The 24,700-nt window shown below is 54.0% G+C and carries 11 protein-coding genes; 2 read left to right on the top strand and 9 right to left on the bottom strand.

Features of this window, described 5'->3' with window-relative positions:
- Positions 1–4: 4 nt before the first annotated feature.
- The gene (locus tag OHL19_RS22805) at positions 5–4,042 is read left to right on the top strand and encodes a translocation/assembly module TamB domain-containing protein (RefSeq protein WP_263360156.1); all 4,038 of its coding nucleotides are present in this window, start codon (positions 5–7) and stop codon (positions 4,040–4,042) included.
- 62 nt (positions 4,043–4,104) lie between these two features.
- On the opposite strand, the gene OHL19_RS22800 is transcribed toward OHL19_RS22805, so the two are convergent.
- The gene (locus OHL19_RS22800; protein WP_263360155.1) at positions 4,105–5,562 is read right to left on the bottom strand and encodes a DHA2 family efflux MFS transporter permease subunit; all 1,458 of its coding nucleotides are present in this window, start codon (positions 5,560–5,562) and stop codon (positions 4,105–4,107) included.
- A gap of 284 nt (positions 5,563–5,846) precedes the next feature.
- On the opposite strand from OHL19_RS22800, the gene OHL19_RS22795 reads away from it, so the two are divergent.
- The gene (locus tag OHL19_RS22795; protein ID WP_263360154.1) at positions 5,847–6,002 is read left to right on the top strand and encodes a hypothetical protein; all 156 of its coding nucleotides are present in this window, start codon (positions 5,847–5,849) and stop codon (positions 6,000–6,002) included.
- 164 nt (positions 6,003–6,166) lie between these two features.
- Here OHL19_RS22795 and OHL19_RS22790 read toward each other — a convergent pair whose 3' ends face one another.
- The 8 genes from OHL19_RS22790 to OHL19_RS22755 form a co-directional block, all read right to left on the bottom strand.
- Positions 6,167–8,875 (bottom strand): glycoside hydrolase family 2 protein, encoded by a 2,709-nt coding sequence (locus OHL19_RS22790; RefSeq protein WP_263360153.1) that lies wholly within the window; start codon positions 8,873–8,875, stop codon positions 6,167–6,169.
- A 566-nt stretch (positions 8,876–9,441) separates the two neighbouring features.
- Positions 9,442–10,869, bottom strand: coding sequence for a hypothetical protein (locus tag OHL19_RS22785; RefSeq protein ID WP_263360152.1), 1,428 nt, complete (start codon positions 10,867–10,869; stop codon positions 9,442–9,444).
- A 16-nt stretch (positions 10,870–10,885) separates the two neighbouring features.
- Positions 10,886–15,118 carry a TonB-dependent receptor gene (locus OHL19_RS22780; protein WP_263360151.1) on the bottom strand — a complete coding sequence of 1,411 codons (4,233 nt, stop codon included), beginning with the start codon at positions 15,116–15,118 and terminating at the stop codon, positions 10,886–10,888.
- 45 nt (positions 15,119–15,163) lie between these two features.
- Positions 15,164–17,077, bottom strand: coding sequence for a hypothetical protein (locus OHL19_RS22775; protein ID WP_263360150.1), 1,914 nt, complete (start codon positions 17,075–17,077; stop codon positions 15,164–15,166).
- Positions 17,078–17,129: 52 nt separating this feature from the next.
- Positions 17,130–17,972, bottom strand: a complete 843-nt coding sequence (locus OHL19_RS22770; RefSeq protein ID WP_263360149.1) for a hypothetical protein — start codon at positions 17,970–17,972, stop codon at positions 17,130–17,132.
- A 59-nt stretch (positions 17,973–18,031) separates the two neighbouring features.
- Positions 18,032–21,964 (bottom strand): beta strand repeat-containing protein, encoded by a 3,933-nt coding sequence (locus tag OHL19_RS22765; RefSeq protein WP_263360148.1) that lies wholly within the window; start codon positions 21,962–21,964, stop codon positions 18,032–18,034.
- 117 nt (positions 21,965–22,081) lie between these two features.
- Entirely contained in the window at positions 22,082–23,857 is a 1,776-nt protein-coding gene (locus OHL19_RS22760; protein ID WP_263360146.1) for a hypothetical protein, read from the bottom strand.
- A gap of 5 nt (positions 23,858–23,862) precedes the next feature.
- Positions 23,863–24,651 (bottom strand): RNA polymerase sigma factor, encoded by a 789-nt coding sequence (locus OHL19_RS22755; protein WP_263360145.1) that lies wholly within the window; start codon positions 24,649–24,651, stop codon positions 23,863–23,865.
- Between the last annotated feature and the right edge of the window lie 49 nt (positions 24,652–24,700).

The raw sequence follows: 24,700 nt of genomic DNA, 5'->3' as shown, positions 1-24,700 counted from the left end.
TCCATTGGATACGACACAACCCAATTCAACTCCTCCCTCCTCGGCTGATTCCCCGCGCCATGGGCGACTTGTTCTAAAGGTGATCGCATGGGCTTCGGTTTGTGTCGTTACATTGATAGCGTTGATTGGCATCGGTCTCACGATCGCGCTGCACAATAAGCGCGTCCATGCATACATATTGGAGACTGCGGAAAAGGAGGCGAGTTCCGCATTAGGCGTTCATGTTCAGCTACATGATTTTGTTTTGAACCTATCGAATCTGAGCCTTGATGCTTATGGCATTACAGTCGATGGAGCTGCTCCCTATTCAAACCCACCCCTGCTTAAGGTTGATCATGCCCAGGTCGGAGTTCGCATCGTCTCTATCCTGCATGGAAAATGGTACCTAGACACTCTTCGCATTGATAGGCCAATCGTTCGATTATTCGTTGATGCAAACGGAGTGTCCAATCTACCTAAATTAAAAGGTGGAGGCAGCGGTAACAGCAGCACGACCTTGTTTGATTTAGCAATTCGAAGAGCCGTCTTGACTAAAGGAGAGGTCTATTACAACGACAAGCAGAGTGTTCTCGAAGCTGATTTACATGATGTCGAATTTCGAGCATCCTTCAATAACCTGCTACAAAAATATTCCGGTCGATTGGCATATGACGACGGGCATCTGATCTCAGGATCTCTCAAGCCCATTCCTCACAATCTCGATGCCGAATTTGAAGCGACGCGAACTCGCTTTGAACTGACAAAAGCACAACTCACATGCGATACATCTCAGCTATCTATTAGTGGGACGTTGCAAAATTACGATGATCCAATCATTGATCTCTCGTATGATGCCAACCTTGATGGCAGCCAGATTGGCAAAATACTTGAGAATAAGTCTCTACCAAGCGGACTGATTCATACCAAGGGTACTGCGCATTACCACCTCGCTACCGGACATTCTGTGATCAATGCAATTGATGTAAATGGCGAATTGGCCAGCCAACAGTTAGATGTGAAACTGCAGGCCACTCATTCGCGCATCACCAATATAGATGGACATTATTCACTGCACGATGGTGATGTGACGCTTAACAATTTTAGAGCTAGTTTATTGGGCGGCCAACTTGAAGCAACCGGCGCGATGAACGGCGTTGGTGGAGATACACATTCCAAGTTGAATGCTTCTCTTCATGGAATCTCTCTCCAGGAATTGAAACGCACTTTCGCTTCATCCGCATCGACAGGCAATGTTGCATTGACGGGTACACTGAACGCACAGGCCTCAGCAACGTGGGGAAAAACGCTTAATAATCTCGTAGCCCAAACGGACGCAACGATTCATGGACATCTAACTCAAACAAGCGGAAAAGGAATCAAGCCAGCCGTATCTTTGACAGATGTTTCAGTCGAGAGTGCTCTGCATGGACACTATACGGCGAGCAGTAAGCAGATCCAACTTACCAATAGTTTTGTGCGAACACCTCAGACCAATCTAACCATGAATGGACTCGTGAGTGATCGATCTAATCTCGACTTGCGACTTCAGGCTGATGATTTACGTGAACTGGAAACGATCGCAGATCTCTTTCGCGCAACGCCTCCTGGCCAGACGTTACAACCGCTTGGCCTTGCAGGCACCGCATCTTTTCAGGGCATCGTTACAGGGTCAACAGCTTCGCCTCATCTCGTTGGACAGTTGGTTGGCTCAAACCTCCATGTTCGTGGAACAGAGTGGAAATTGTTACGCAGCGCAGTAGATGTTAGTCCCTCGCGCGTAAGCCTACAACATGCGGAACTTGATCCTGCATCTCGAGGCCGCATTTCTTTTGATGTAAGTACAGGCCTCAACCAATGGTCTTTCACTCAAGAGAGTCCCATCCAGATTGACCTGAATGCCACGCAGCTCAATATTGCGGAACTCACAGAACTGGCAGATCAAAAGATACCCGTAAGCGGTACAGTCAACGTAAATATAAAACTTCATGGGACGGAGCTAAGTCCAGTTGGGAGCGGCAGCATATCTCTTGCAGAAGTTGTCGCTTATGGTGAAGCTGTTCGAACGATAAAACTCAACTTCACTGGAACGGGAGATGAAGCGCATGGCGATCTGGCGGTACAACTGCCCGCGGGCCAGGTGCAGGGACAATTCAGTGTTCAACCAAAGCAGCGAGCTTACACAGCCAAACTGACTTCGACAGGGCTTAAACTTGATGCTCTTCGCACGCTCAAAGATAAAGGCGTTGATCTTACTGGAATGCTCACGCTGAACGCTAGTGGACAAGGAACATTCGACAATCCTCAGCTTGATGCGACCCTGCAGATTCCACGGCTTGTCATTCAAAACCAAACTATCAGCGCGCTCAATCTTCGCGTGAATGTTGCCAATCATGTTGGAAATGCAAACCTGACAAGCTCTGCCGTCAATACCAATATCCAGGCACAGGCCAAGGTCTATCTTTCCGGGGACTATATGGCCGATGCGACGCTGAATACGCAGGTGATTCCGCTACAGCCACTGCTGGCGGTCTATGCACCTGAGGAGGCGGCAAACATCTCTGGACAGACTGAGGTTCATGCAACGCTGCACGGACCCCTCAAGAACAAGAATCTGCTCGAAGCGCATGTCACGATTCCTATGCTCTCGATGTCGTACGGCAAGACTATACAACTGGCAGCCGCTTCTCCTATCCACGTCGACTACAAGAACGGTGTCGTAGATTTACAACGCGCTTCAATTCGCGGGACTGACACGGACCTTCAGTTGCAAGGATCTATCCCCACGGCAGGAAATGCTCCTATATCGGCGATGCTTCTGGGAACAGTCAATCTACAACTTGCGCAACTTTTCGATCCAGATATCAGAACTTCTGGAGAGCTTAAGTTCAACGTCAACTCACATGGAAATGGCGCCGATTTTGGAGGGCAAATTCAGATCGTTGACGCCGCATTTGCATCTGACGATTTACCTGTTGGATTGCAACATGGGAACGGTGTACTCACCCTATCCAAAGATCGGCTTAGTATTACTAATTTTCAGGGCTCCATGGGTGGAGGTACTCTTACTGCGCAGGGCGGAGTGGCGTTGCGAGCGGGTGCGCAGTTTGATCTTGGAATTACGGCGAAAGATCTACGGATACTGTATCCGCAAGGAGTTCGTGAAAGCGTCGACGCAAATTTGAGACTGGCAGGAACTACAAAAAGTGCGGTCCTGGGCGGGTCCGTTAATCTCTCGGATCTTTCTTTCACGTCTGCATTTGATCTAAGTAGTTTTATCAATCAATTCTCTGGAGGAGTTAGTTCGCCGCCTACGCAGGGATTCAGCCAGGACCTGCAACTGAATCTGGCTGTACGTTCGAGCAATAATGTAAACTTGGTCAGTAGAACGTTGAGCGTTGGTGGATCTGCGAATCTACAGGTACGTGGAACGGCTGCAACGCCGGTCATTCTCGGGCGAGTAAACCTGGACAGCGGCGATATCATTTTGAACGGCGATAGATTTCTTCTCAACGGAGGCACTATTGAGTTCGTCAATCCATCTGAGACAGAGCCGGTCGTGAACCTGTCCCTCAAGACAACGATTCAACAGTACGATGTGTATCTCCGCTTCAATGGGCCCGTCGATCAACTGCGGACAAACTATAGCTCCGATCCTGCACTGCCCTCGGCAGACATTATCAATCTTTTAGCTTTCGGACAAACTACAGAAGCAAGCGCCGCTAGTTCAGCATCGACCACGACTAACCAGGCGGCGGAATCGCTCGTTGCTTCACAGGTAAGCAGTCAGGTTACAAGCCGCGTTTCAAAGATTGCGGGCATCTCACAACTCTCTATCAATCCTGTCCTGGCGAATGGCACGAGCCAGGGTCCTGCAGGTGCAAACATCACTATTCAGCAACGTGTTACTGGTAATTTATTCATTACATTTTCGAGTAATGTGGCCTCTACTCAAAGCCAGACCATACAAGGTCAATATCAGCTTTCACCGCGCGTAGCTGTTAGCGCAACGCGCGATCAAAACGGAGGCTTCGCAGTAGATACGCTGCTCAAGAAGAGCTGGTAAGAAGAGCTTTCGCAATCATCCATTCAATTGGACGATTGCATTCCTGATGAGCCTGTCAACTGTTAACCACCGGCATGGATGGCCTTCTGATGACTTACGTCGTCGCCATCCCCTTTACGCAGGCTTCTAAATACCACAGTAGAAGCGATCGTCAAGGCTCCGAGGACGAGAAGCGCAAGATGGATTCCACGAACCGTTTCATTCGCGGTCGTTGGGTTGGTTTGAGGAATGAACAGAGCGGTTGTTATCCCGGCCGCGGCAACTCCAAAGCTCACGGACATCTGCTGCATGGTGCTCGCTATGGAACTCGCGCTGCTCGCCTGCTGTTCTGTTGTATCTGCGTATGCAAGTGTGTTCATGCTTGTATATTGCAGCGACGAGAATGCACCGTAGCAAAATGCCTGAACCGCAATCATCCATATAGATGTATGAAGACCAATGCTTGCGAAGGCCATGATGAGCAAGCCTATCAACACCGTGTTTGAGATCAGGACACCACGATATCCAAGTCGGGTGAGAACTGCAGGCATAAACAGTTTCATAGCCATTGCACCCATTGCCTGAGGCATGATCAGTAGTCCGGATTGTATCGGTGTGTATCCCAATCCAACCTGGTAGAGCAGGGGCAGCAGAAAAGGTACGCCGCCCATTCCAAGGCGGGTAAAGAAGCTGCCGCTGACAGCCGCGCGAAATGTTCGAATACGGAAGAGACTGAGTTGCAGCAATGGGAAAGGAATGTTTTTTGCGTGTGCCGCGTAGCCAACCAACATGAAAATTGAGAGCGCCAATAGTCCACTGACTTCTCGCGAACTTAGCGCATGTTCTCCAAATATCTCAAGCACGTAGGAAAGCAAGGCGATTCCCGATCCAAACAGGATAAGTCCGACGAGATCAAGTTCATGTGTTTTCTCTTCTCGATAGTCGGGCAAATGCAGGTAAACGAGGACAAGACCGACCAGGCCAATTGGAATATTCAGGAAAAAGATAAAGCGCCAGTGGAGATAACCCACAATCAAGCCACCAGCGATCGGTCCGAGCATTGGAGCTACGAGCGCGGGAATAGATACAAAGCTCATCGCGCGAAGCAATTCGGACTTGGCGAACGCACGTACGAGTGTAAGCCTGCCCACTGGCACCATCATGGCTCCACCCATACCCTGAAGTACGCGGCAGGCCACTAGAAGATGGATGTTGCTCGAAACTCCGCAGAGCAAAGATCCGAGCGTAAACAGGCCGATAGCAGAGGCGAATACCCGGCGAGTTCCAAACCGGTCAGCCATCCATCCGCTGATAGGAATGAACACTGCGAGGCTCAACGTATAACTGGCCAGCACTGCTTTCATACTCAGCGGACCTACTTTGAGCGCGGACGAAATGGCGGGGACAGCGGTATTCAGAATGGTTGTGTCGAGTGACTCCATGAAGAGTGCGACGGCAACCAGCCAGGGCAGCAGATGCTTGCTGGCTTCCGACAAGGGCACCGTTTGTGAAGCGTCAGGAAGTGATTCTGGCGAATTCATTGTTTGGGAATCCCTGTGTGCAGATGCCAGGAAAATCTGGTTTTTCGTGTTCTGGTCAGACCGATTCTACTTCAAGCGAAATGAGAATGGATGTACAGGAGAGGTCATCTCTCAAGCTGCCTGTCTTGTTTTCAAACAGCGCGCTCTCTGCCTCGGGTTCGTGGCGAGTACAGGGTTATCACTGAGGCTGCGAATACAATTCTGAAACAAACAAAATCGAATAGAAATGCAGGGTGACTCATCCCCGCGGATTCAGGTATGATTCGCTCGGTAAGGAGGACTCAATGAGCGAACGCGATATGGCTGTATTGGTTCAAACCCTGCTTCACTATCTGAGCCCGCAGAATGAGATTCCGAGCCTGGAAGATATATTGAAAACGATCCAGGCAATCCAGACACGCCACCCGGGATATGACGAAGGCCCGATCACAACAGAGTAAACGTTCAGCGGTAGCCGACATACTTGGTTTAGAGCATGTCGGCTACCGCTGAGCATGGTATTACGCGTACGTTCAAGCGGGCACGGTTGCAACTCGATCTTTAATCGGATCAGTTGGAGCAATTGGGATCATGTTTTTCCAGGTGTTCTCTCTTACGCCGATCATCAGTCCGCATTCCATCCTCTTACTTCTAGTGTTGGCTCATGCGCACCTGCGTCGCGATGTGCATAGTGCGCGGTAATTTCTCGTTTCTCACCGGGCAAGAGAGAGATGTAATTATCCTCCCAAAGAACAGGTAGGATCTCTTCGCCGCCTGCGCCTTTGTCCAGCTTGAGCCGAATGAAGAAGGCCAGGTTTTTACTTGGATTCCGAATGGTGACATGCGTTGTCTCTTCCTCACCAGTTTGGACGGTTCGGATAGAGGACTCCAGTTTGACCTTGGGCAGACTGTTGAGGGCTTTGAAATCCGATTGTGAAGTTACCGGAGTGGTGTACCAGTTCGACTTACTCCAATCGATGGTCTCGGGTGTGGTGGAAAGCCAATAAAAATTAGTGCCGACAGTCTTGCCTGTTGCATTTGTCAGCGTGAGCTTCAGGAAGTAAGTCGGTGTCAGACCATCCATCTGCGGCAGCGTCAGCACTTGTGCTGTACTGTCTGCAGCGGCATCGAGATCGATCGACTTATTGAATTTCTCAGCCATATCAAGGTTGTAGACCTTTGTCTGAAGCTTGAGACCTTTCACATCTGTGTATTGACTGCTCACCACCCAGATCGAGCGATCCGTCGAAGAGTAGATGGGATGCAGTGGTTCCATGGCGATCTTGGCTCCGAAATAGCCTCCACCAGGACGCAGGTAGTAGTCATACAAATGCCAGATTGTGGAAGGCCAGGCGTTGTTCAGCATCCATTGGATAACTCCCGTAGAGACATACTTATTTTTGCTGTATGCCTCATACATGCCGCGTGTACCTTCATAGGTCATTAACTGCGATTTCTCTGCGAAGTCTCGTACGTCTTTCACTTCTCCATAACGCTGGTTGAGGGCATTGGTGAAGTTAGTAAGACTGCTGAAGACTCCGCCGCCTGCGTGCAATGTCCACGTGTCATCGATAGGCCATAGATGGTCTTTCCCAAACATTGCCTGCAAGCTCTCGATTGGAGGCACGGCTGGACCAGCGCTGGTCTCAGTGTTGAATCCATGAGCACCGCCGCATCCGCCCAGGTCGCAGGTGTGGCCGGCCTGATTTTCTTCCGAATCCGCGAACCAGTACGACGGAGTTACATAGTCATAGGGACCAGTCATGCGAACGCCATTTTGCGGGTGAATCGTGGTCGCCTTCGCCGTTGCTGAAGACAGGATGGGGTTAGGCCATTGCAAATCTTTCTCTACCTCGAGATAGACCGCTTCCTGGTCAGCAGGCGGCGCATTATCGCTTCCATTCAGCCACATCAGCAGGCTGGGGTGGTTTCGCAATCGCAGCATCTGTGAGCGCATGGATGCTTTCGCGATGTCGTGATCCTCTGCTGTCCACTTCGGCCATTGCTCCCAGGCATCGCAGCAGCTCCAGCCGGCCATGACGAGTATTCCACGGCGATCAGTTTCATCGTAGAACTCCTGCGGCAACGACCTGCCTTCGAGGCGAACTGTGTTCAGCCGCATGTCTGCGACGTAGTCAAGCTCTTGATGGAAGCGTTGACTGTCCCATCGCATGAGGAAATCGTTGGACCAGCCTCCACCTCGAATCAGCAGAGGTTGGCCGTTGATGCGAAAGAGCCGCCGTGTAGGCGAGGTTACTTCAGAAGTAATCTGCCGGATGCCGAAGTGCGACTCTACTTCATCCGAAGGCCTCCCCTGGATTTCGAATTGGAGATGGAGCGCATATAGTTCTGGCTTGCCCATCTGAGTGGGCCACCAGAGACGCGGGTGCTCCAGCTTCAGTTGCGGAAATTCGCTGGCATGAAACTGAACCTCTTTTGTCTCGTGCGGAGCAAGCTCGACTTTCTGAACGAACGAGATACTTTCGATCCGCCCGCGCAACTCTCCCTGAATCGGTTGATCGGTTGCGTTCGTAGCCTGCGCGAGAACGGTCAACTCAGCCTCGTCATTGGCTGGAGAATTCACCTGCGAAATAACGGCTGGATGACGAAGCGCAACCGGGCCGCTGGTGAGAATGGAGACTTCATGAAAAATCCCCATATCCTTGTCCGGGGGCGCCGGATTCCAGTCGACAAAAGTAATGGCAAGATCATGTTCGGATGGGGGGAAAACCTGGACGGCGAGGATGTTTTTGCCACCCGGATGGATCGCCTTGGATATGTCGAATTCGTAGTGACGCCATGCCCCTGCAACGGTGCTGGTGTCGGCAATCTTCTGGCCGTTGAGCCAGATATTCGCCCGATAATTGATGCCGTCAAAGTTGAGCCAGGCTGATTTCTTGCTCTCGCCTGCCGGCAATTCAAAGACCCTGCGATACCACCACGGCACAGCAAAGGGGCTAGCCGCATTCATGGGAAGTCGAGCAAAGACCTTGCCGACGGCATAGTCCATTCCGGGGAAGTTGCGCAGATTCGTTCCGAAGTCTGGATCGGGGTAAACTTTGGCTTTGACGAGGGCGGCCACTACGGTAGTGGGCACAGTCACCGGATACCAGCCCTGCGGCTTGTAGCTTGCGGACGAAAGTACATCCCCGGATTCCGGCACCTTGGCCGAGGACTGGAGTTCCCATCCGGAATCAAGCCGCAATTGGCTGGCAGAGGCCACTTCGCTAACCGCAAGCCGGGGTGCAAGGCTCGGCAGAAGCAATCCTGCCGCAGCAACAAACAATTGAACCAAGCGCTTTGTGGAATAAGTCATTGCATGATTACTCGTCATTCGGTCCATTCACCTTTTCAAAAAATTAACCCTAGATCGAAACCACATGTTTACAGCCATACTCAACATAATTGCAATGCAATCAGGCCTGGCCTTGCAGGCGACGTTATCACTGCTACGCCTGGCCATCGCCGGTTCATCCTGGTCCCAACGGCTGTGCGCGGAGAGTTGCACTCCATCCGCTTTCCGTGAAAATAGAATCTCGCATGAACTGCCGATATAACGATTGCTGCAATTTCATAAACTCTAACATTCATTTCGCATATAGTATCGGCCGCAACTACGTTTGGTTATCTTTTCGTTGCGTGAGTGCATGGTCTCGGCTAAATCACTTTTAGTCTGGGAGATAAAAAATGGCGTCAAGACTGGCAAGTCTTGACGCCGTGGAGGCAGGGGTAAACTCATCTAATTTTCAGTTTGTGCCATTCTCACCTTAGGACCGGGCAGGATGAGAATGGCTTGATTGTGTCTTTGTCACGAGAGGTGGATGTGGATCTTCTTTTGCTCCCACACTTGCTCTCCATTCTTGCTCTCCGCACTGCGGCGTTCTCCGCAACTTCTAGCTCTTATGGAGTATTCGACTGCAGGAGATACATCGTCCACGGCTGCGTGGAATCGACGCCGAGGACGAAGATGGCATTTTTGCCGTTGAGTTGTCCGGCGATAGCGACAGCCGAAAAGGAGTAAGTGCTACCGACAATATTGCTCGCGTAGCTGGCCCCGATCGTCACTTTTACCGAGGGAAATAGCCCGTTATTCGAGGGGTCTTCTTTGCCGAGATCGATGGCGAAGTCGCAGTTGCCAAAACCGTCGGGCGAGGCAGATGGATTATCCTGCCCGTTGCTCTGCGGAAAGTCTCCACCATAGATCATTGTCGGAGTGCTGGGAGCAATCGAGGCACAACTCGATGGCACACTCGAAAAGCCAAACGAAGCGAGATGCGAGGAGGAAGGCAAAACAAGGGAGCCAAAGCTGTTGTTCTGACCTGCGCTATAGATGAAGCCGAGGTATTGCGCGCCGACCAATGCGCTGGGGCCATTGGCACTGAGCGGACTTGTCGGCTTAGGCAGGCCGAGGGCTCCGGTGCCCGCGCCAAGAAAGGTCTCGCCGCTGCCGTTCACTGCCCCGTTATCTTCCGCGAGGAGACCGGTTGGACCGATGCCTACGGCTGCTTGAGGAGGTACGGAGTTGCTAATGCCAGGATCAGGGTCAACGTACATACCCGGCACTCCGGTGATAGCTCCCAGGGTTGTCGGGCCGCATGCACCAGTTACCGGCGAGGTGCTTGACGGCTGCACGGGTGTTCCTCCGGCTCCGCCTGAGGAAGGCGGAGGCATTGTGTATTGATGAATGTTCTGGAAATTGACAGCGCTGCCGTTCGAGGCGATGTCCACGCTTCCGTAGGCAGTATCGGTTGTTGGGTTCCAGAAGTAAGTTGCCTCCGGAAGGGTAATGAACTGGTAGGTCACGGAGGTAGAACCCGGACATTGTGTAGCGGCAATGAGAGGCATCGCCGGCTGCCCTACCATCTGGATAAATCCTCCCGCCTGATTGGCAAGTTCCACGGCAAAGCCACCGGTTTCGGGAGTGGTGTAATTCATTGGAAGATATGCATTGGTTTGAGGATTTACAACGTAAGTTGTCCAAATTGCAAGGCTCCGCAGACCACGCGGGTCGATCGTGAAACGACCGGCATTTGAGACTTGCAGGCCTGTTTGAGAAGGCAAATTAAGAGCAAAGGTCTCCTGCGAGAACGTCATAGGCGACGCTATATCGTCGAAGATAAAAGTCTGAGGACCTGAGAGTCCGGCGAATCCACTAACCCCCGGGGCGAAGTAACTTTGCGGAGCCTGCTGAGCGGGTGGCGGAGTGCTTGAACTCTTGCTGCTGCCGCCGCAGCCAGCAATCCAGAATGCCATCAAGACACCGCTCAGCATGCAGGTCGTCCGCGCGAGTCTTTTGCACAAATTGTTCTCAGGTTCAGATCGCTGCATGGAATTATCCTTCATGTTAGAAACTGCCTTTCAGACCAAACTGCAGGATGCGCGGGTCGTGTGCATCGACTGGATGCAAGAAGGAGTTGCCCTGGAGACAACTGGATGCTCCCGCGGAATAAAGCTCTGACTGCCCGCCATAGCAGTTGATAACGTTGTTACCGGTGTTGCCGGGATTCGCGGGATCGGTAATGCGGAACTGGGTATGATTGAAGACGTTGAAAGCCTCGACGCGGAACTCCATATCGACACGTCCCTGGAATGGCTTGAAGTGCTTAAACGTCGACATGTTGAAGTTGATCCGCGAAGGATTTCTGAGGTAGTTGCGGCCGGAATTACCAAAGGTAAGGCCACGCGGCGCGGCAAACGCTCCTGGGTTCAAGAGCAGCGGCCCTATGTTGTTCAGACCGGGCGTAACAAATGGCTTGCCAATCTTGCTCTTGCCGATAATGTCCGCATAGGAGCCGACCCCAAGGCCATCGCCCACACCAGCATTGTCGGCTGCGCCTGTTCCATCTGAACCGCCAGCGTTGATAACACTGAAAGGCGCTCCAGTTTCGTAGGTGGTGATGCCGCTAAGCTGCCAGCCGCCGAGCACAGCCTTCAACAGAGAACCAGGTTGCCAATATGCTTTGTCCTGGTTCATGGAGTAACTATCATCCGACGGATCTCCTGCGCTTCCTGCGATATGCGTGAAACCACTCAATAACTTCAGAAACGGCAGATCGTAGATGTAGTTGACATTGAGAAGGTGCCGCTGATCGAAGTCAGAACTGGCGCGGTTCGAGTGAATATCGAGTGAGTTTGCAAAATTGGCGCTGGACCGATCGGAAGAATCGTCAAGCGAGTGGCTATAGGTATACGCAATGCCAATAGTCAGCGAGCCTGTAGTCTGGCGGAGCGTCGCCTGAAAAGCATTGTATTCGGAGTCTGCGATGTTTTGTACGGAGATGATATTGCTAAAGCCGCGATAGGGCCGCACAGCATCGGCACTGATACCAAGTTTTTGGTTTGAGAACTTTTCGTCAGAGAATCCTGGATTGCCGGTACAGGCGACAAACATATTCTGGTAGCCAGGATCGTTGGGACCAATGGCCGGAGAACTGGGAATCGAGATGCCCTCTTTCCCGAAGTCGCCATTCTCGCCTAATACGGAAAAGGCTCCAAAATTGGCTCCACTGTTACAGACGTTGGCGGTGATAGGTTCACCGGGCGCAAAGGGATTTAAGCTATTGCTGAGCGGCTGCAATTGGTTGAGATCGCTCACCGCTGTCAGATGGGTTCCCTTGGTGCCCACATAAGCAAGCTGTCCGACCATGCCCCTGCGCACCTCGCGTTGCACGCTCAAGCTCCACTGCTGAACATAGGAATACACGGCCTTCACGGGTACCGAAGTTACGTTCAACGGGAATGTGGCGCCACCGGTGCCGGTCGGAGTGTTGGCTCCGCATTGTGTCATGCCTTGCTGGCAGGAGAGTCCAATGAGGCTGTAGGCGTTGCCCCCATGTTCGATGCCGTTATTATCAGGACTAAAATCACCTGCGATATTCGACTGAGTCTCGCTCAGGACCAAAGGCGCACTGCCGATCAGCGAACCGACATTGGCTTCATAGCCGGTGCCGTGTTCCCAAAACAGCCCGTAACCAGCGTGGATGGCGGTCTTGCCATCACCCCACGGATCCCAGGAGAAGCCTACGCGCGGCGAGGGATGGAAGAGAGAGTTCTTCATGCAGGAGTCAGGCAACATGCTGCCGCTACCGCCGCACTTCGTCAGTCCATTGGTAATCACTGGATCGAGAGAACTGAGACTGTATGGTCCACTACGGCTTAGAGGAACAGCGTTGCCGCCGATCTTCTCCCTGAGATTGCCCAGAGTCGGGTCGACATAGATGGATGAGCCGATGGATGGATTGAATACTTCGGGACGCCAGTTATAGGCCGTTCCATTCGGGTTGTACCAGGCACCGAGGAGGCTGGCGCGGAGGCCAACGTTGATGGTGAGATGGGGAAGTACATGCCAGTCTTCCTGCAGATAGAACTCGGCGGTTTTGTTGCGGGTGTAATACTTCGCCTGGCCACTATCCTGCGTGTAGCTCTTAATGCCGCCTCCTGCAGCTACCTCATCCCCACTACCGCTGGCGCTTGTAAAACCCTCTCCGTTGAGAAAGTCGGCGAATGCATTGCCTGTTGTATTAATGGATTGTTCATTGCTGAAAGTCAGCAAACCCTGCAAGTCGCCGGAGTTGGCGCCGGTGACGCCGCTTAGTTCATTCTGCTGTACGAAGCTTCCCCAAAATCCCCACTGCAAAGTATGTTTCCCGATGGTTTTGCTGACGTCGTCACGCACAGTGAAAGTGGGATTGGCCTGGTTCCACGGAGCGTAACCGGTATCTGCGGCAAATCCGTGCCCGCCATAGGCTCCATTGTTTCCCTGGAAGGCCAGTCCGGGCAGAAGACCGGGGCCGGACAGCTTGTTGCCGCCATAGCCATTGTTAAAGATGTAGCCCATCGGGCACTCGGTGATGCCATTTGGATTGTCGTTTCCTGAGGGCGGCGAAAATAGAGCGCACTGCGTGGAACCCGAAACAGCAGTTCCACCAGTCGCAGCGGGATCGTCAAGAAGCAGTGGCCTATTGAGCGACTCTACCCCAGGGCCCGGCTGTGGGAAGAGTGAGATATGTTCTACCGTGTAGCTGGCAGAGACCAGATTGGTAATGTTGTGGGGCAAACTCTGCGAAAGAATGACTGCCATGTTCAGGCCCGGGCCGTCGAGCTGGTTCTGAACAGTCGGAAAGCTGTTATGGACGACGCCCCATTGGGGGGCCAGCGTCACCGTATCCCAGGAGTCATGAACGTAGCGAAATGATAGTCGTTCTTTGGGCGTCAGATCGTGATCGATACGGAACAACTCTTCCCGCCAATGAGTCGGCGGGGAAACAGAGGCGACATAACAGTGGGCCAGAGGCGAGGGATTGGTGGAGTCGCAACCGCTGGTAGAGTTCGCCTGAGGAATGAGGCCTGAATTGAGAATTGCCTGGCTGGTGTAATCCACCCTTACATTGCGGCCGATGCCAATGGCTCCGCCACCTTGCGGAACCTGCGGGCAATCCGGATAGGCGGATGGGCTGAACGTTATGGGCGCTCCTGGAACCGGGACCGGACACACGTCGGAAAAGTCACCGGAACGCTCAGACGCCGTGGGCACAGCCTGGTTGTAGTCGACCGGCGTTTTTTCGCGACGTATCTCCTCGGAGAAGAAGAAAAAGGTCTTCGATTTATCTCTATCGTAAATATGGGGAATAAACAGCGGACCGCCGATGGTACCGCCGAAATCCAGTCTGCGATAAAGGGGCGTTCGGTATACAGGCTTTCCCTGATATCCCGCTGGCTCCGTATTGGGCTGGTCAAAATAGTTTCGCGCATTGAACATCTCGTTGCGGAGAAAGCCATATCCGTTACCGTGAAGCTTATCCGTACCTGATTTCGTACTGATCAGGACGCTACCGGAAGCACTCTTGCCATACAGTGCGCTGTAATCGGCAGTGAGAACCTTCATATCCTGAATGGCGTCGATACTTGGATAAACCATCAGCGGCTCGCCCTGTCCACGGCTGGCGTTGATGCTGGTATTCAAGACATCGCTACCATCTACCTCGAAGGTGTTGTACTCTACGCGGCCTCCGTTCACGCTGAATTTCGCGCTGCCTGCTACGCCCACTTTGGCTTCATCCTGGCCGGTTTGATTGCTCACGCCGGGGGCCATCGTGATCAGCTGTGAGAAATTGCGGCCGTTCAGTCCGTAGCCTGTAATCTCTTGCGCGCCCAGGGTCGTTGATATAGAGGCAGTCTCTGTATCAACTGTAGTTATCCCTCCTACACCCTCGACCTGAACCTCTGTTTGCACGCCGCCGACAGTCATCTTCACGTTGAAGATAAAATTCTGCCCTGGAATAATCGTGATGACATCGCTCGATCTGCGGGCAAAACCGTCGGCCTCTACAACAATCTGATAGCGCCCTGGAGCCAGGTTGGCCACACTATATCCACCTGACGCATCTGTCTTTGTTTCGCGCTTTGCCAGACTCTCCTGGTTGATGATCTGAATGGAGGCTCCTGGAATGGAGCCTCCGTCGGTATCAGTGACCTGACCAGAAAAACGGGCAGTAACGCTCTGCGCAAGAAGAGACACGCCGGTCAACAGAGTCATCAATGTGACCACATACAGTAGCCGGGAAAACGATCGCAACATATTCAACCTTACTTCCTGGTTTCGACTCAAGGGTCTTCCTACTTGCTATTTGCTGCTGGGCTGCGGGAGATAGTAACGAAGCGACGTAAACCACATGTTGTCGATCGCCTTGGGCGAATTAGGTATGTCGCTGTTGAGATCCCCGATGCCCTGCCACGTGTGGCGTACGGCGTAGGAGTACTGGATGCCTTGTTGCAGCGATCCGTGAACACCCCTGTAGAAGCGGAACCAATAACCAAAGGTCCCTTCCTGAATGTTGCGAGTATCGGCGTTGCAATTGGCCGCAGCGCCGGGTACATTGCCTCCTCCATTGGGAGAAGAAGTAGGCAATACCTCTGTGGAACAACCGGAAACGATATTGGTGGGAGCACCGTAGCCAGCAAGAATCGGCAGGCCAAGGGTGGGTCCGGCTGTGGTGTTCGTGAAGCCCGTTGCATACCAGGCACGCTTGGCGTATTCACCACCGTAGTATCCATACAGGTCAAAACGTGGGGTCGCATGCCATTCAAGAGAGCCCAACGCTGAACCACCTGTCAGGAGTTCGAGAGAACCGTCGGGATGCGCGGTTGCGTCCGGCAGCGTACTGGTGCTGTAGCGGCCGATTCCATTTCCGGCAAGAATATGCGCGCCGAAATCGAATTTCTTCGCGAGCAATGAGACGCGAGCATTTGCGCCAACACCGCCGCCTGCCGTCTTCGATGTGAAGGCTCCAACTGCGGAGGTCGTCGCTGGCTGCTGTGCTCCCGGAGGCGTCGGTCCGTTCGGATAGACGCGATCGCGGAAGAAGCGGCCGATGCCGAAGAGTTCGAAGTGTCCCCAGTTGGTTTCGTATGCAGCCTTCGCCAACACATCGGGCGCATAGTTGAAGCTGTAGTTTGCGGTTGGGTTATACAGACCGCCAGCATTGCCTGCCTGCTGATAAGCGATCGTGGGAAGATTGTGGCCGCCGATGTTGAGCGTCTGTGCTTCTTCGACAGAACTTCCAATCCAGAAACGCTCTCCAACACGCTTTACTACGCGAAAACCATATTGCCGTTCCCAGGTGAAGCCGACGTTATACTGCGCGTCGATGGTGAGTGGAATTGCCTCAGAGAGATTATCCAAACCATGCCGGTACTCTGTTCCAAGCGACCACATCTGACCGCCGGTGAATGTCCATCCATTGTTGAGAGCATCCTGGGCCCAGGCCTGGCGAAGACGCAGCGTGTAGCTGTTGCTCTGGTTGTCGTTTGAGGTCGTTCCAGCGGAGAGGAAATCAGTCTCAAAGTAACCGCGCAATGTAGCCGAAGCTCGTTTGCCCTCGGCCATCAAAGAAAGACGCGACTGCCGACCGCTCGCGTTGAACTCTGAAAGAACACCCGCTGTCTGCCCGGCAAAGGGGATGCCATTGAATTGCGTATTGACGTCGCCGCCAATGGCTCGCTGCCGGTTCACTGTTTCCGCGGCAAGAAAGCCTCCAGGGATCAGGTCCACGCCAAGAAAGTGGATAGCGTCGGGATGCTCCAGCTTCTTCGTTGCTTCTTCTGCGGTCTCGACCTTCGAGGTGAGCGAAGTAGAAGCTGCCTTCAAAGCCGCAACCTGCGTTTGAAGCTCCGTTACTGAAGAACCCTGCGGACCAATGGCCTGTTGTGTCGCGTCGAGCTTCTGCTTGGCGTCTGCGGCTGCGGCCAGTGCATCTGCGGCCTGCTTCTTTGCCTGCTCCAGTTCGCCGTCCCTGACGGACATGCGCTTTTCCAGCGCATCATATTTCTGTTGCAGGTTCTCCAAGCGCTCATTCATCTGGTCGAGCTTGCGGAAGTTGCCGTTGATCTGCTCCAGCAGCATCTCTTCCTGCGTCTGATGTTTTGCGGGCTTTGTAGCAGCAGGTTTTGTCGATGATGGATCTGTGGCAGTCTGCGCCTGAGCTGCCACACACGCGGCCAAGAGCACCCCAGCGATAAATTTTCTGAACATCTGCATTCGTCTTCTCCTTCGGTTCTGTCTTCTCGGCGTGGATGAATAAGTGGCCGCGCTATGGGGTAATAGAAACTGCTGTCGTAATCGTTTTGGTGGGATCGGCAATCGAGGTCGCCGTAACCTGAACCGTACCGCCGCGAGGTACCGAGGCTGGCGCAACGTAAGTGGTTGTCACCCCGCCCAAGCTCTCTGCCGGCCCAAAGAAACCGCAATCTGCCGATCCGCAAATGGTCGACCACCGTACCCCGGCGCTGGTTATATCGTTGTTCAGTATTACCCTGGACTGCGCGCTTGCACCGACCTGCATAGTGGAAGGCGGAGCCGGTGCGAAGCTGACCGAGATGGGCTCTCCATCAATGGATAGTGTGACCGAGGCGGTCTTGTTGGGATCTGCGGTTGCCAGGGCGTAGAGTGTGACCGCTCCCTGCTTTGGTGGGGCTGCGGGCGCAACATACAGTGCGACATATCCTGAGGTAACTGCGTTCCCCACGAAGGTTGGGATCGGACCGCTCATGGTGTGAGCAGGCGTGAAAGTGCCACAGGACTGATCCTGAGTCTGCCCCGGCGGAAGCGGCTCGCCTGGAGGAAGCGCGCTGCCGCAAACGACACTCCAGTTCGCTCCCAGAAGCTGGGTATCACCGCTCAGCGTGACATTGACATAACTTCCCTGCCCCACGGTCAGCGATTTTGGCTGAGTTTTTAGTGGGGTGCCATTCACATCGGTAAACATGATTCCTTCGACGGTAGGCTTGTAGGCGTTGCTCGAAGAGCAGCCGGACACTACACACAAAACAGCAGCACACAGCAAAGCCAGACAGCCTCTCGTGGCTACATTCGAGAGATGCAGTAAAGGCAAATCCTTCTTCGTTGTTTCGTATAAGCAAAATGCAGTCTTCATCGATTCCTCTTGGTCAGATATTCGGTGTGGACGGGCAGGCAACAATCCAACTGCGTCTCTCATGGTTTCGCCGCCAGCGTTTTGTTTTTCACGCCTAACGCGATGGGCGTCACCACCGGCGTGGCGGCGCCAATGTGTTCTATCACTGTGTTATCGGCGAGCAGTACCCATACGTTGCCGGATCCGTCCACGGCAGTGCGCAATGATCCGGGAATGGGGTTAGCAAGAGAAATGCTGGCGCCACCGAAGTTTCCCATCGCATCGTAGAGGACCAATGTCCCATCCTCACCTGACATCCATAAACCTCCCGCGCCGTCGTATACGACACCTTGCGGGCTGGCGGGAACAGGGGTGTAACCGTTGCCCCCAAGTGGTAGGCCGCCCGCGTAGCACGTGGGTATCAGAATGGTGTTTAACCCGCCGTAGGGTGGAACTTTGCAGATCCCGCCGCCCTGACTGTGCAAGCCGGCCTCGCCGCTCAGGGCAGCCGCAATAACGCCCGAGCCATTCGCAGCGATTCCGGGGAGAACCTCGCCAGCCGATGAGGTACTGACGATCAACTCTCCACTCGGATTCGTAAGTTCGGAAAGCAATGAGAGCGTGGCGTCAGTCTCAATGATCGAACTCCCGATCCACACGTTGTTGGAACTATCAATGCCTACAGCGGTGATATTGGAGATCCCGCTATTGGTGAATCCGGATGCGGGCGACAGCTCCACTCCAAAGTTGCTGAACTCATTCACTCCAGCGCCGTTTGCAATCCACAGATTGTCCTGGGCGTCGAAGGCCATGTCGTTGCCGCCTCCAACCAGGCCCTTAAAGGGACTTCCGGGGACTGGGGCTCCGAGGCTCGTCAGTTCGTTTAGAACGCCGTTGCCGGAGACCCATATATTTCCGTTTGCATCGATTGCAAGAGGACCGCCTCCGGCCGGGAAGCCGGTAGAGGGTGAGAGTGCTGCGCCGGTAGCGTTCCATTCGATGACGCTGCCGTTAGCAGTATCTGTAATCCAAAGATTGTCATTTGCGTCGACAGCGAAGGAATCGACCACGCTAGCGGCAGTAAGGCCGCCACCGCCGGTGTAGTTAAACGAGATCGTCGCAGGGACTAGACTCGCCGTATAGGTAGGCTGAAAAGCAGAGGTTGAGGTTGCCAGCGTGAAGAGGTTGTTGTCGCGATCGAAAGTATATGCTCCGACGAGCGGATTGCCAGTACCGTTGTACGTCGAAGAGGGATGCTGCGCCATATTGAATGCAGCCTGTAGTGTGTCGGATGGTGCGATGGCCCCGGAGAAGACTCCTGGTGCTTGTCCGAGCGTATCCGTCGCAGTGAACAAAATACTGCAGGGACTTCCGTCGCCTTCAACGCCACCCGAGGTTGCCACACAGCCGTTCAGGTAATTGGCCAGCGTGTTGAGCTGTTGAAAGGGAACCACTGCATTTTCTGCCGGAGTCCAGAATTTTGGCTGCCCAGTGGTGATGTCTACCATGCTGTTCACCATGGCGAACGCGTTCGCAAGCCCGGAGAGATTCCCGCTGCTCGTGCCCAGGTAAAGATAGCTGCTGTTACCCGTGAGCGCATCGTTGGAGGCAAAAGGTGATGTTGCCAATGTTGAAGCAATGGTCGTGAGCTCATTGACTACAAGCGGGCTGGAGGCCAACCCGCTACAGCTTCCGAGCGCTGTCATCAACGAAAGATTTGGATTCGCGGCGTTGGTGCCAACAGAGCCCCCAGTGGCCACCAGGTACATCTGACTGCTGGAGGATGGGCACGCATAGCCAGACGGTATTGTGAAGTTGCCATTCTTGCCTGCCGTAGTTTCTGCGATCTGCGAAGAGGCAGATGCATATCCGCTGGTCCCGGCGGCGAATAAAAGAACGGAAGTTCCCGCGACCGGTATTGATCCTGACTGAACAACGCCATTCAGCGCAGGACCGGTCAAGCTCGTAGTGACAGTGATAGTGCCCGAGTTCGCTTTCGTCGCATCGGCATGGGCCGCTGCTCCAATCGCCACAATGCCGGTAGAGGGTATATCCGATGGAGCGGTATATGGGATCGGCAGGCCATTGGGCCACGCGGGGATGGGGACGCCTGTTGAAGACAAACAACCAGTGCACGGCGACGTCACAGCAGCGACTGCTGGAATATACGGCGTAGTCAGCGTGGCAGGAATTGCCGCGGTTGCAGGCTTGATCGTAAAGAAGCCGCAGCCGCTTGAGCATACCTGCCAGTCCACGCCTGCGTTCGTCGTATCGTTGGCCACTGACGCGATCAGATTCACGGTTGCGTTCGGCTGGATATTCGCCGGCAAAGAGGGGACGAACCCGACCGAAACTGTTGACGGATTGACCGTGAGGGGATTTGAAACAATGCTTATGCTCGAATCTGCAGTCGATGTTGCTGTGACCGTCACCGACGTCTCGGTCGATGTGACCGGAGGCGCAGTATAGATGGCAGTCGCGCCGCTCGCCGTGTGGGCGGGAACGACCCATCCGCAGCCACCGGGAAGTGTGCTGCTGCACTGCACCGACCAGGTAACGCCTCCCGGAGAAACATCGTTCGCAACTGTGGCGCTTACCGGAGCCTGTGTCGCAGATACCATTGAGGACGGCAGCATCTGCGAGAACGTAAGAGATGGCGGCCGGGCAACGATTGTAGTAAAGGCAACAGCTGGATTCGACGGCGTGGAGGCAGGCGAAGACGCGGTGATTGTTATCAGCCCGCCTGTGGGGATCGAGGTTGGAGCGGTGTAAACGATTTGCCCGCCACTTGCCGTTTGAGCTGGAGACAGATTGAAGCTGCCGCATGCGCCTGCGCTGCCGCAACTCGCGGTCCAATTTACTCCCAGGTTGGCCGTATCATTTGCGACCGTTGCCGACAGCGTTGCCTGAGCCCCTGTTGCAATTGCTGCTGGGGGTGCGGAAGGCATCGTGACAATAATCGGCAAGGTTGTGATGATTGTCGCGGTAGTGGATTCCGATATTGCCGGATTCGTCGTGGATTTCGCCGTGATGGTGACTGTTCCACCCGACGGCACCGTTGCAGGACTTGCATAGCTAACGGAACCACCACTCGGGGTGTGTGCTTTTACCGATGCATTGATCGTTCCGCAGCTCGATGAGCCGCAACTAAGAGACCAATCGACACCCGCATCGGCTGGATCGTTAGAAACGACCGCTGTCAACGGAGTCGAGTGAGCTAAACCAGTAGTTTCGAGATACACGCTCAATGGCCGTAAGGTCAACGTAACTGGAACAGGTGGAGGCGGCGCGGTGATCTGCACGGTGACGCTCGAGGACTTAGTGGTATCGGTCAGCGAAGTTGCCGTGATCGTTACTGAGTTCCCTGTCGGCACGGCAGAGGGAGCCGTATACACAGTGCCGTATCCTGGTAGCGCCGTTGGCGGGTTGAACGAACCGCAGACACTGGATCCGCAACTCACCGTCCAGATGACGCCCGTACCCGCCGCATCGTTAGTCACGGTAGCGAAGATATTTGTTGTTGCGTTGATCACCATAGAGGAAGGCACAGCAGAGTGGATCTCAACGCCAATCGGCGCCGCGACGATTGTGAGGCTCACGCTGCTGCTCTGCGATCGATTCCCTGTTACTGTCGCAGTGATCGTAATTGAGGCGTTAATCGGGACCTGGGATGGAGCGCTATAGAGGGTCGAGCCTCCGTCTTGCGTGTGAGCCGGCGCAAATGTGCCGCAATTGCCGTTGGTGACACTTCCAGTAACTGGATTTCCGCCGCAGGCCACGGTCCAGTCCACGCCCAGATTATTCGTGTCGTTCAACGGCTTCATGCTGAACGAGATCTTCGAACCGATCGATAGAGCGCTCGCAGTAGCCGTCAGTCCGTTCGCGTTGGTCATCGTGATCGGGGTCGCTGTTGCGCCGCCGCCACCACCTGGCGTAGAGCCGCTGCCTCCGCAACCCGCCATGACGACAAGCAGTACAGCGAGGACACCGCCCAATAACACGTGACTACGCAAACGACCGCATAAACGGCCAGTTCTGCGCGTTCCCTGGATGGATCGAGATGGCCAACCGCAATGGACAGACTGAAGGGATACAACTTGACGAAGAATCGACAGCATGACCGAGGTTTCCTACTTCTTTCCGCTCAGAGACACGTGGCTCTGAGACTTGCCGTATGCTTCCCGGGCTCCTGCGATCAGATCATTCATCGCAAGCGACATTTCCGCGAGAATCCTGTCGGCAGTCCGTACGGCTGGGTGATTGGTTTGCGTCAACTCTTTTGCAAGAGCGAGATTGCGCTCCGCTGCTTCCACCAGTGAGGATGTTGATGGCGTGGGCGAGCCGGGATCCGGCGTGGGTGCGCTCTGCGCGTCACCCAATAATTCACGCTCGCGCCTCAAGGCTTCCTCTAAGCGCTCGTGGTGTCGGTAGATCAACTCCGACAGGGTTGCCGACGTGAGGAGCGTTTGCCCCTCCGGCGTGAACCGCGTCTGGAGATCTGCAATCTCCCTGCTCTCCTGATTGATCGTCAGCGCGTCATCAAAGAACTGCTGCGCAAGGCTATTGATGTCGGCGATCTTCTGCCCGTGGCTTTCCAGGTATATTTCCAGGGGCGATGGCTGGTCCGGCATCGAAGCTACCGATATGGACTGCACGCTATTCATGGCGGATGGATTGGCCTTCAGTGCCTCATCGCTTTGAATAGCGACGGTGACATGCGGCACGCTCTGCAGCCCTGCCTGTAGTTCCCGACGCCTGTTTTCCGTGTCGACCAGGCCGTCTACAGTCACTCCCTGCGCATTGCGATGAAGCTCAATGGGCACTCCGCTGTCGGCGTGTAGCCGGTTCAACATGAGACGTGCGCCAAGCTCGGCCACATCGATCTGCTCTTCCGTGAGCGTCTCCGGCAGATGCGGAAATGGCAGGATGCGGGCGGTATTCGATACAGCTCCTGAGCTTGCTATCTCTGAAGGCTCGAAGACATTGGAATTGACCTGGTTCCACGGGAGAATCTTGAAATCCACCTCGGCAATCTCCACGGTGCTGCTGTTGCGGAGAGCTACTGTCCGCTGCACAGGATGAAAATCCGTATCGCGCACGGTGAGAGACTGTTCCGAGACGAACCCCTCAGGCACCGTCGTTGTAAGCCGCAGGAGATGCGAACCGGCGCGGGCGATGTGGTCTTCACGTATATGTTGATGATCGTGCCAGTTCTGATAACCCGAAGCAGAGAGAGGCTCATCCCAGTCAAGACCAGCCGTCGTGAGCGTGTTCTTCACCTGCTCCTGGCTCTCATCCAGTCGTATGGGTTTTGGCTTGCGCTTGCCTTTCGGGTCTCGGTAGATCGCACGCGATAGCGTTTCCTGCTTTGACTCTTTGGTCATGGTGATGCGTACAGTCTGATACACAACGCCGGAGGCAGAAGCGAGACTCGACGTATCCCACTTTTCGGCGCGAACCAGCAGCGCGTTTGAGCTGATCTGTGGAGTGCGCTGCTGCCACCAGAAGAAGAAGGAGAGAACTGTTGCGAAGCCAAACACCACGCAGGCGACCAGGGCTGGATTCATCAGAGAAAGCTCGGGGAATGAGATTTTGGGGAAGAGAAAAGCCTTGTGTTCCTGCGGCACATTCTGAATGTGAGTCCGCAGTTTTTTAGCGAACTGCATCTCCGGCTCGTCGGATAATTTTTCCCGGCGTCGGATCTGAAGATAGTGATCGAAGAAATGCTCAGCGCGTGGGCCTTCCAACTCTTCCTGCTGGAGTTTGCATTGCGAACACGCTGCGAGGTGCCGCTGTGCGATCCACCTCTGCAGGAATGAGAGATCTCCGCAAAGCAGATTTGCCAGACGATCATCGGATAGATGTTCGTTCACACTCGGAATGAAATAGCGCAGAAGTTTGTTCATAGTTTCTATCCGAAAACCGCCGTCAGTCGAATGATGACTTGCTTCACGATGAGAGCGGCACGCTGCTCGCTGATGCCAAGTGCCAATCCGATGTCCTTATACAAAAACCCTTCAGCCCGCAGATGAAAACACCGTTGCTGCTGTGGAGTAAATCGCAGTAGAGCAGTCTCGATGGCTTGCCTCTGCTCCTTCTCGAACAGCATCTCTTCCGGGCTGGATGTCCGGTCCTGCAGGCTTTCAAACTCAAAGGCTACGGGTGCGCGAAATCGAGCCGCGTCCCGGTCTCTTCGCCGAAGTACATCAACCGCCAGGTCATGGGCTACATGAACTACCCACCCCTGCACATTTTCGATATCGACCTTTTGCAGCAGCTTGTTGGTCAGGCGCAGGAACGTCTCTTGAATGACATCTTCCGCCTCATCTTTTGTGAGATACAGGCTGCGAACGTAGGCGAAGAGTTTGGGCCGGTATTCCCGGTAGAGAGCGAGAATCTCGTCGTAAGATCCACCGTGAAACTCTCGATCACTTTCCCGGCCTGCAGCACTCGCTCTTGGAAAAAGATGAAAGATGCGCCCAATATGTTCTTCAGACACAAATGTATTCCTTCGTACGCTTGCGCGATCAAGATTGTCATTCAGAGCAGATTGAGCTTCATCGGTAATGTCCATATCGACTACTCCTTCCCCACGAACAAGCGCAAGCTTCGTTCCTACCTTTACCTCTGGCGTAGAGGTATCGGGAAAACGGAGATTTGTGCTTGTACTCTGAGTATGGGAAGCGACTGCGACGCTCACGTTATTTCTCCCGGTTATTCCAGCTAATTTCAGAAAAATTCAATCAAGT

This window comes from Acidicapsa ligni, from assembly GCF_025685655.1.
GTDB lineage: Bacteria > Acidobacteriota > Terriglobia > Terriglobales > Acidobacteriaceae > Acidicapsa > Acidicapsa ligni.
This window is presented reverse-complemented; position numbering and strand designations above follow the sequence as displayed.

Coding starts and splice junctions, on each gene's coding strand:
- OHL19_RS22770 (WP_263360149.1), bottom strand. CDS start 17,972: ATGAAGACTGCATTTTGCTTATACGAAACAACGAAGAAGGATTTGCCT.
- OHL19_RS22790 (WP_263360153.1), bottom strand. CDS start 8,875: ATGACGAGTAATCATGCAATGACTTATTCCACAAAGCGCTTGGTTCAA.
- OHL19_RS22775 (WP_263360150.1), bottom strand. CDS start 17,077: ATGCAGATGTTCAGAAAATTTATCGCTGGGGTGCTCTTGGCCGCGTGT.
- OHL19_RS22800 (WP_263360155.1), bottom strand. CDS start 5,562: ATGAATTCGCCAGAATCACTTCCTGACGCTTCACAAACGGTGCCCTTG.
- OHL19_RS22785 (WP_263360152.1), bottom strand. CDS start 10,869: ATGCAGCGATCTGAACCTGAGAACAATTTGTGCAAAAGACTCGCGCGG.
- OHL19_RS22780 (WP_263360151.1), bottom strand. CDS start 15,118: ATGTTGCGATCGTTTTCCCGGCTACTGTATGTGGTCACATTGATGACT.
- OHL19_RS22795 (WP_263360154.1), top strand. CDS start 5,847: ATGAGCGAACGCGATATGGCTGTATTGGTTCAAACCCTGCTTCACTAT.
- OHL19_RS22760 (WP_263360146.1), bottom strand. CDS start 23,857: ATGAACAAACTTCTGCGCTATTTCATTCCGAGTGTGAACGAACATCTA.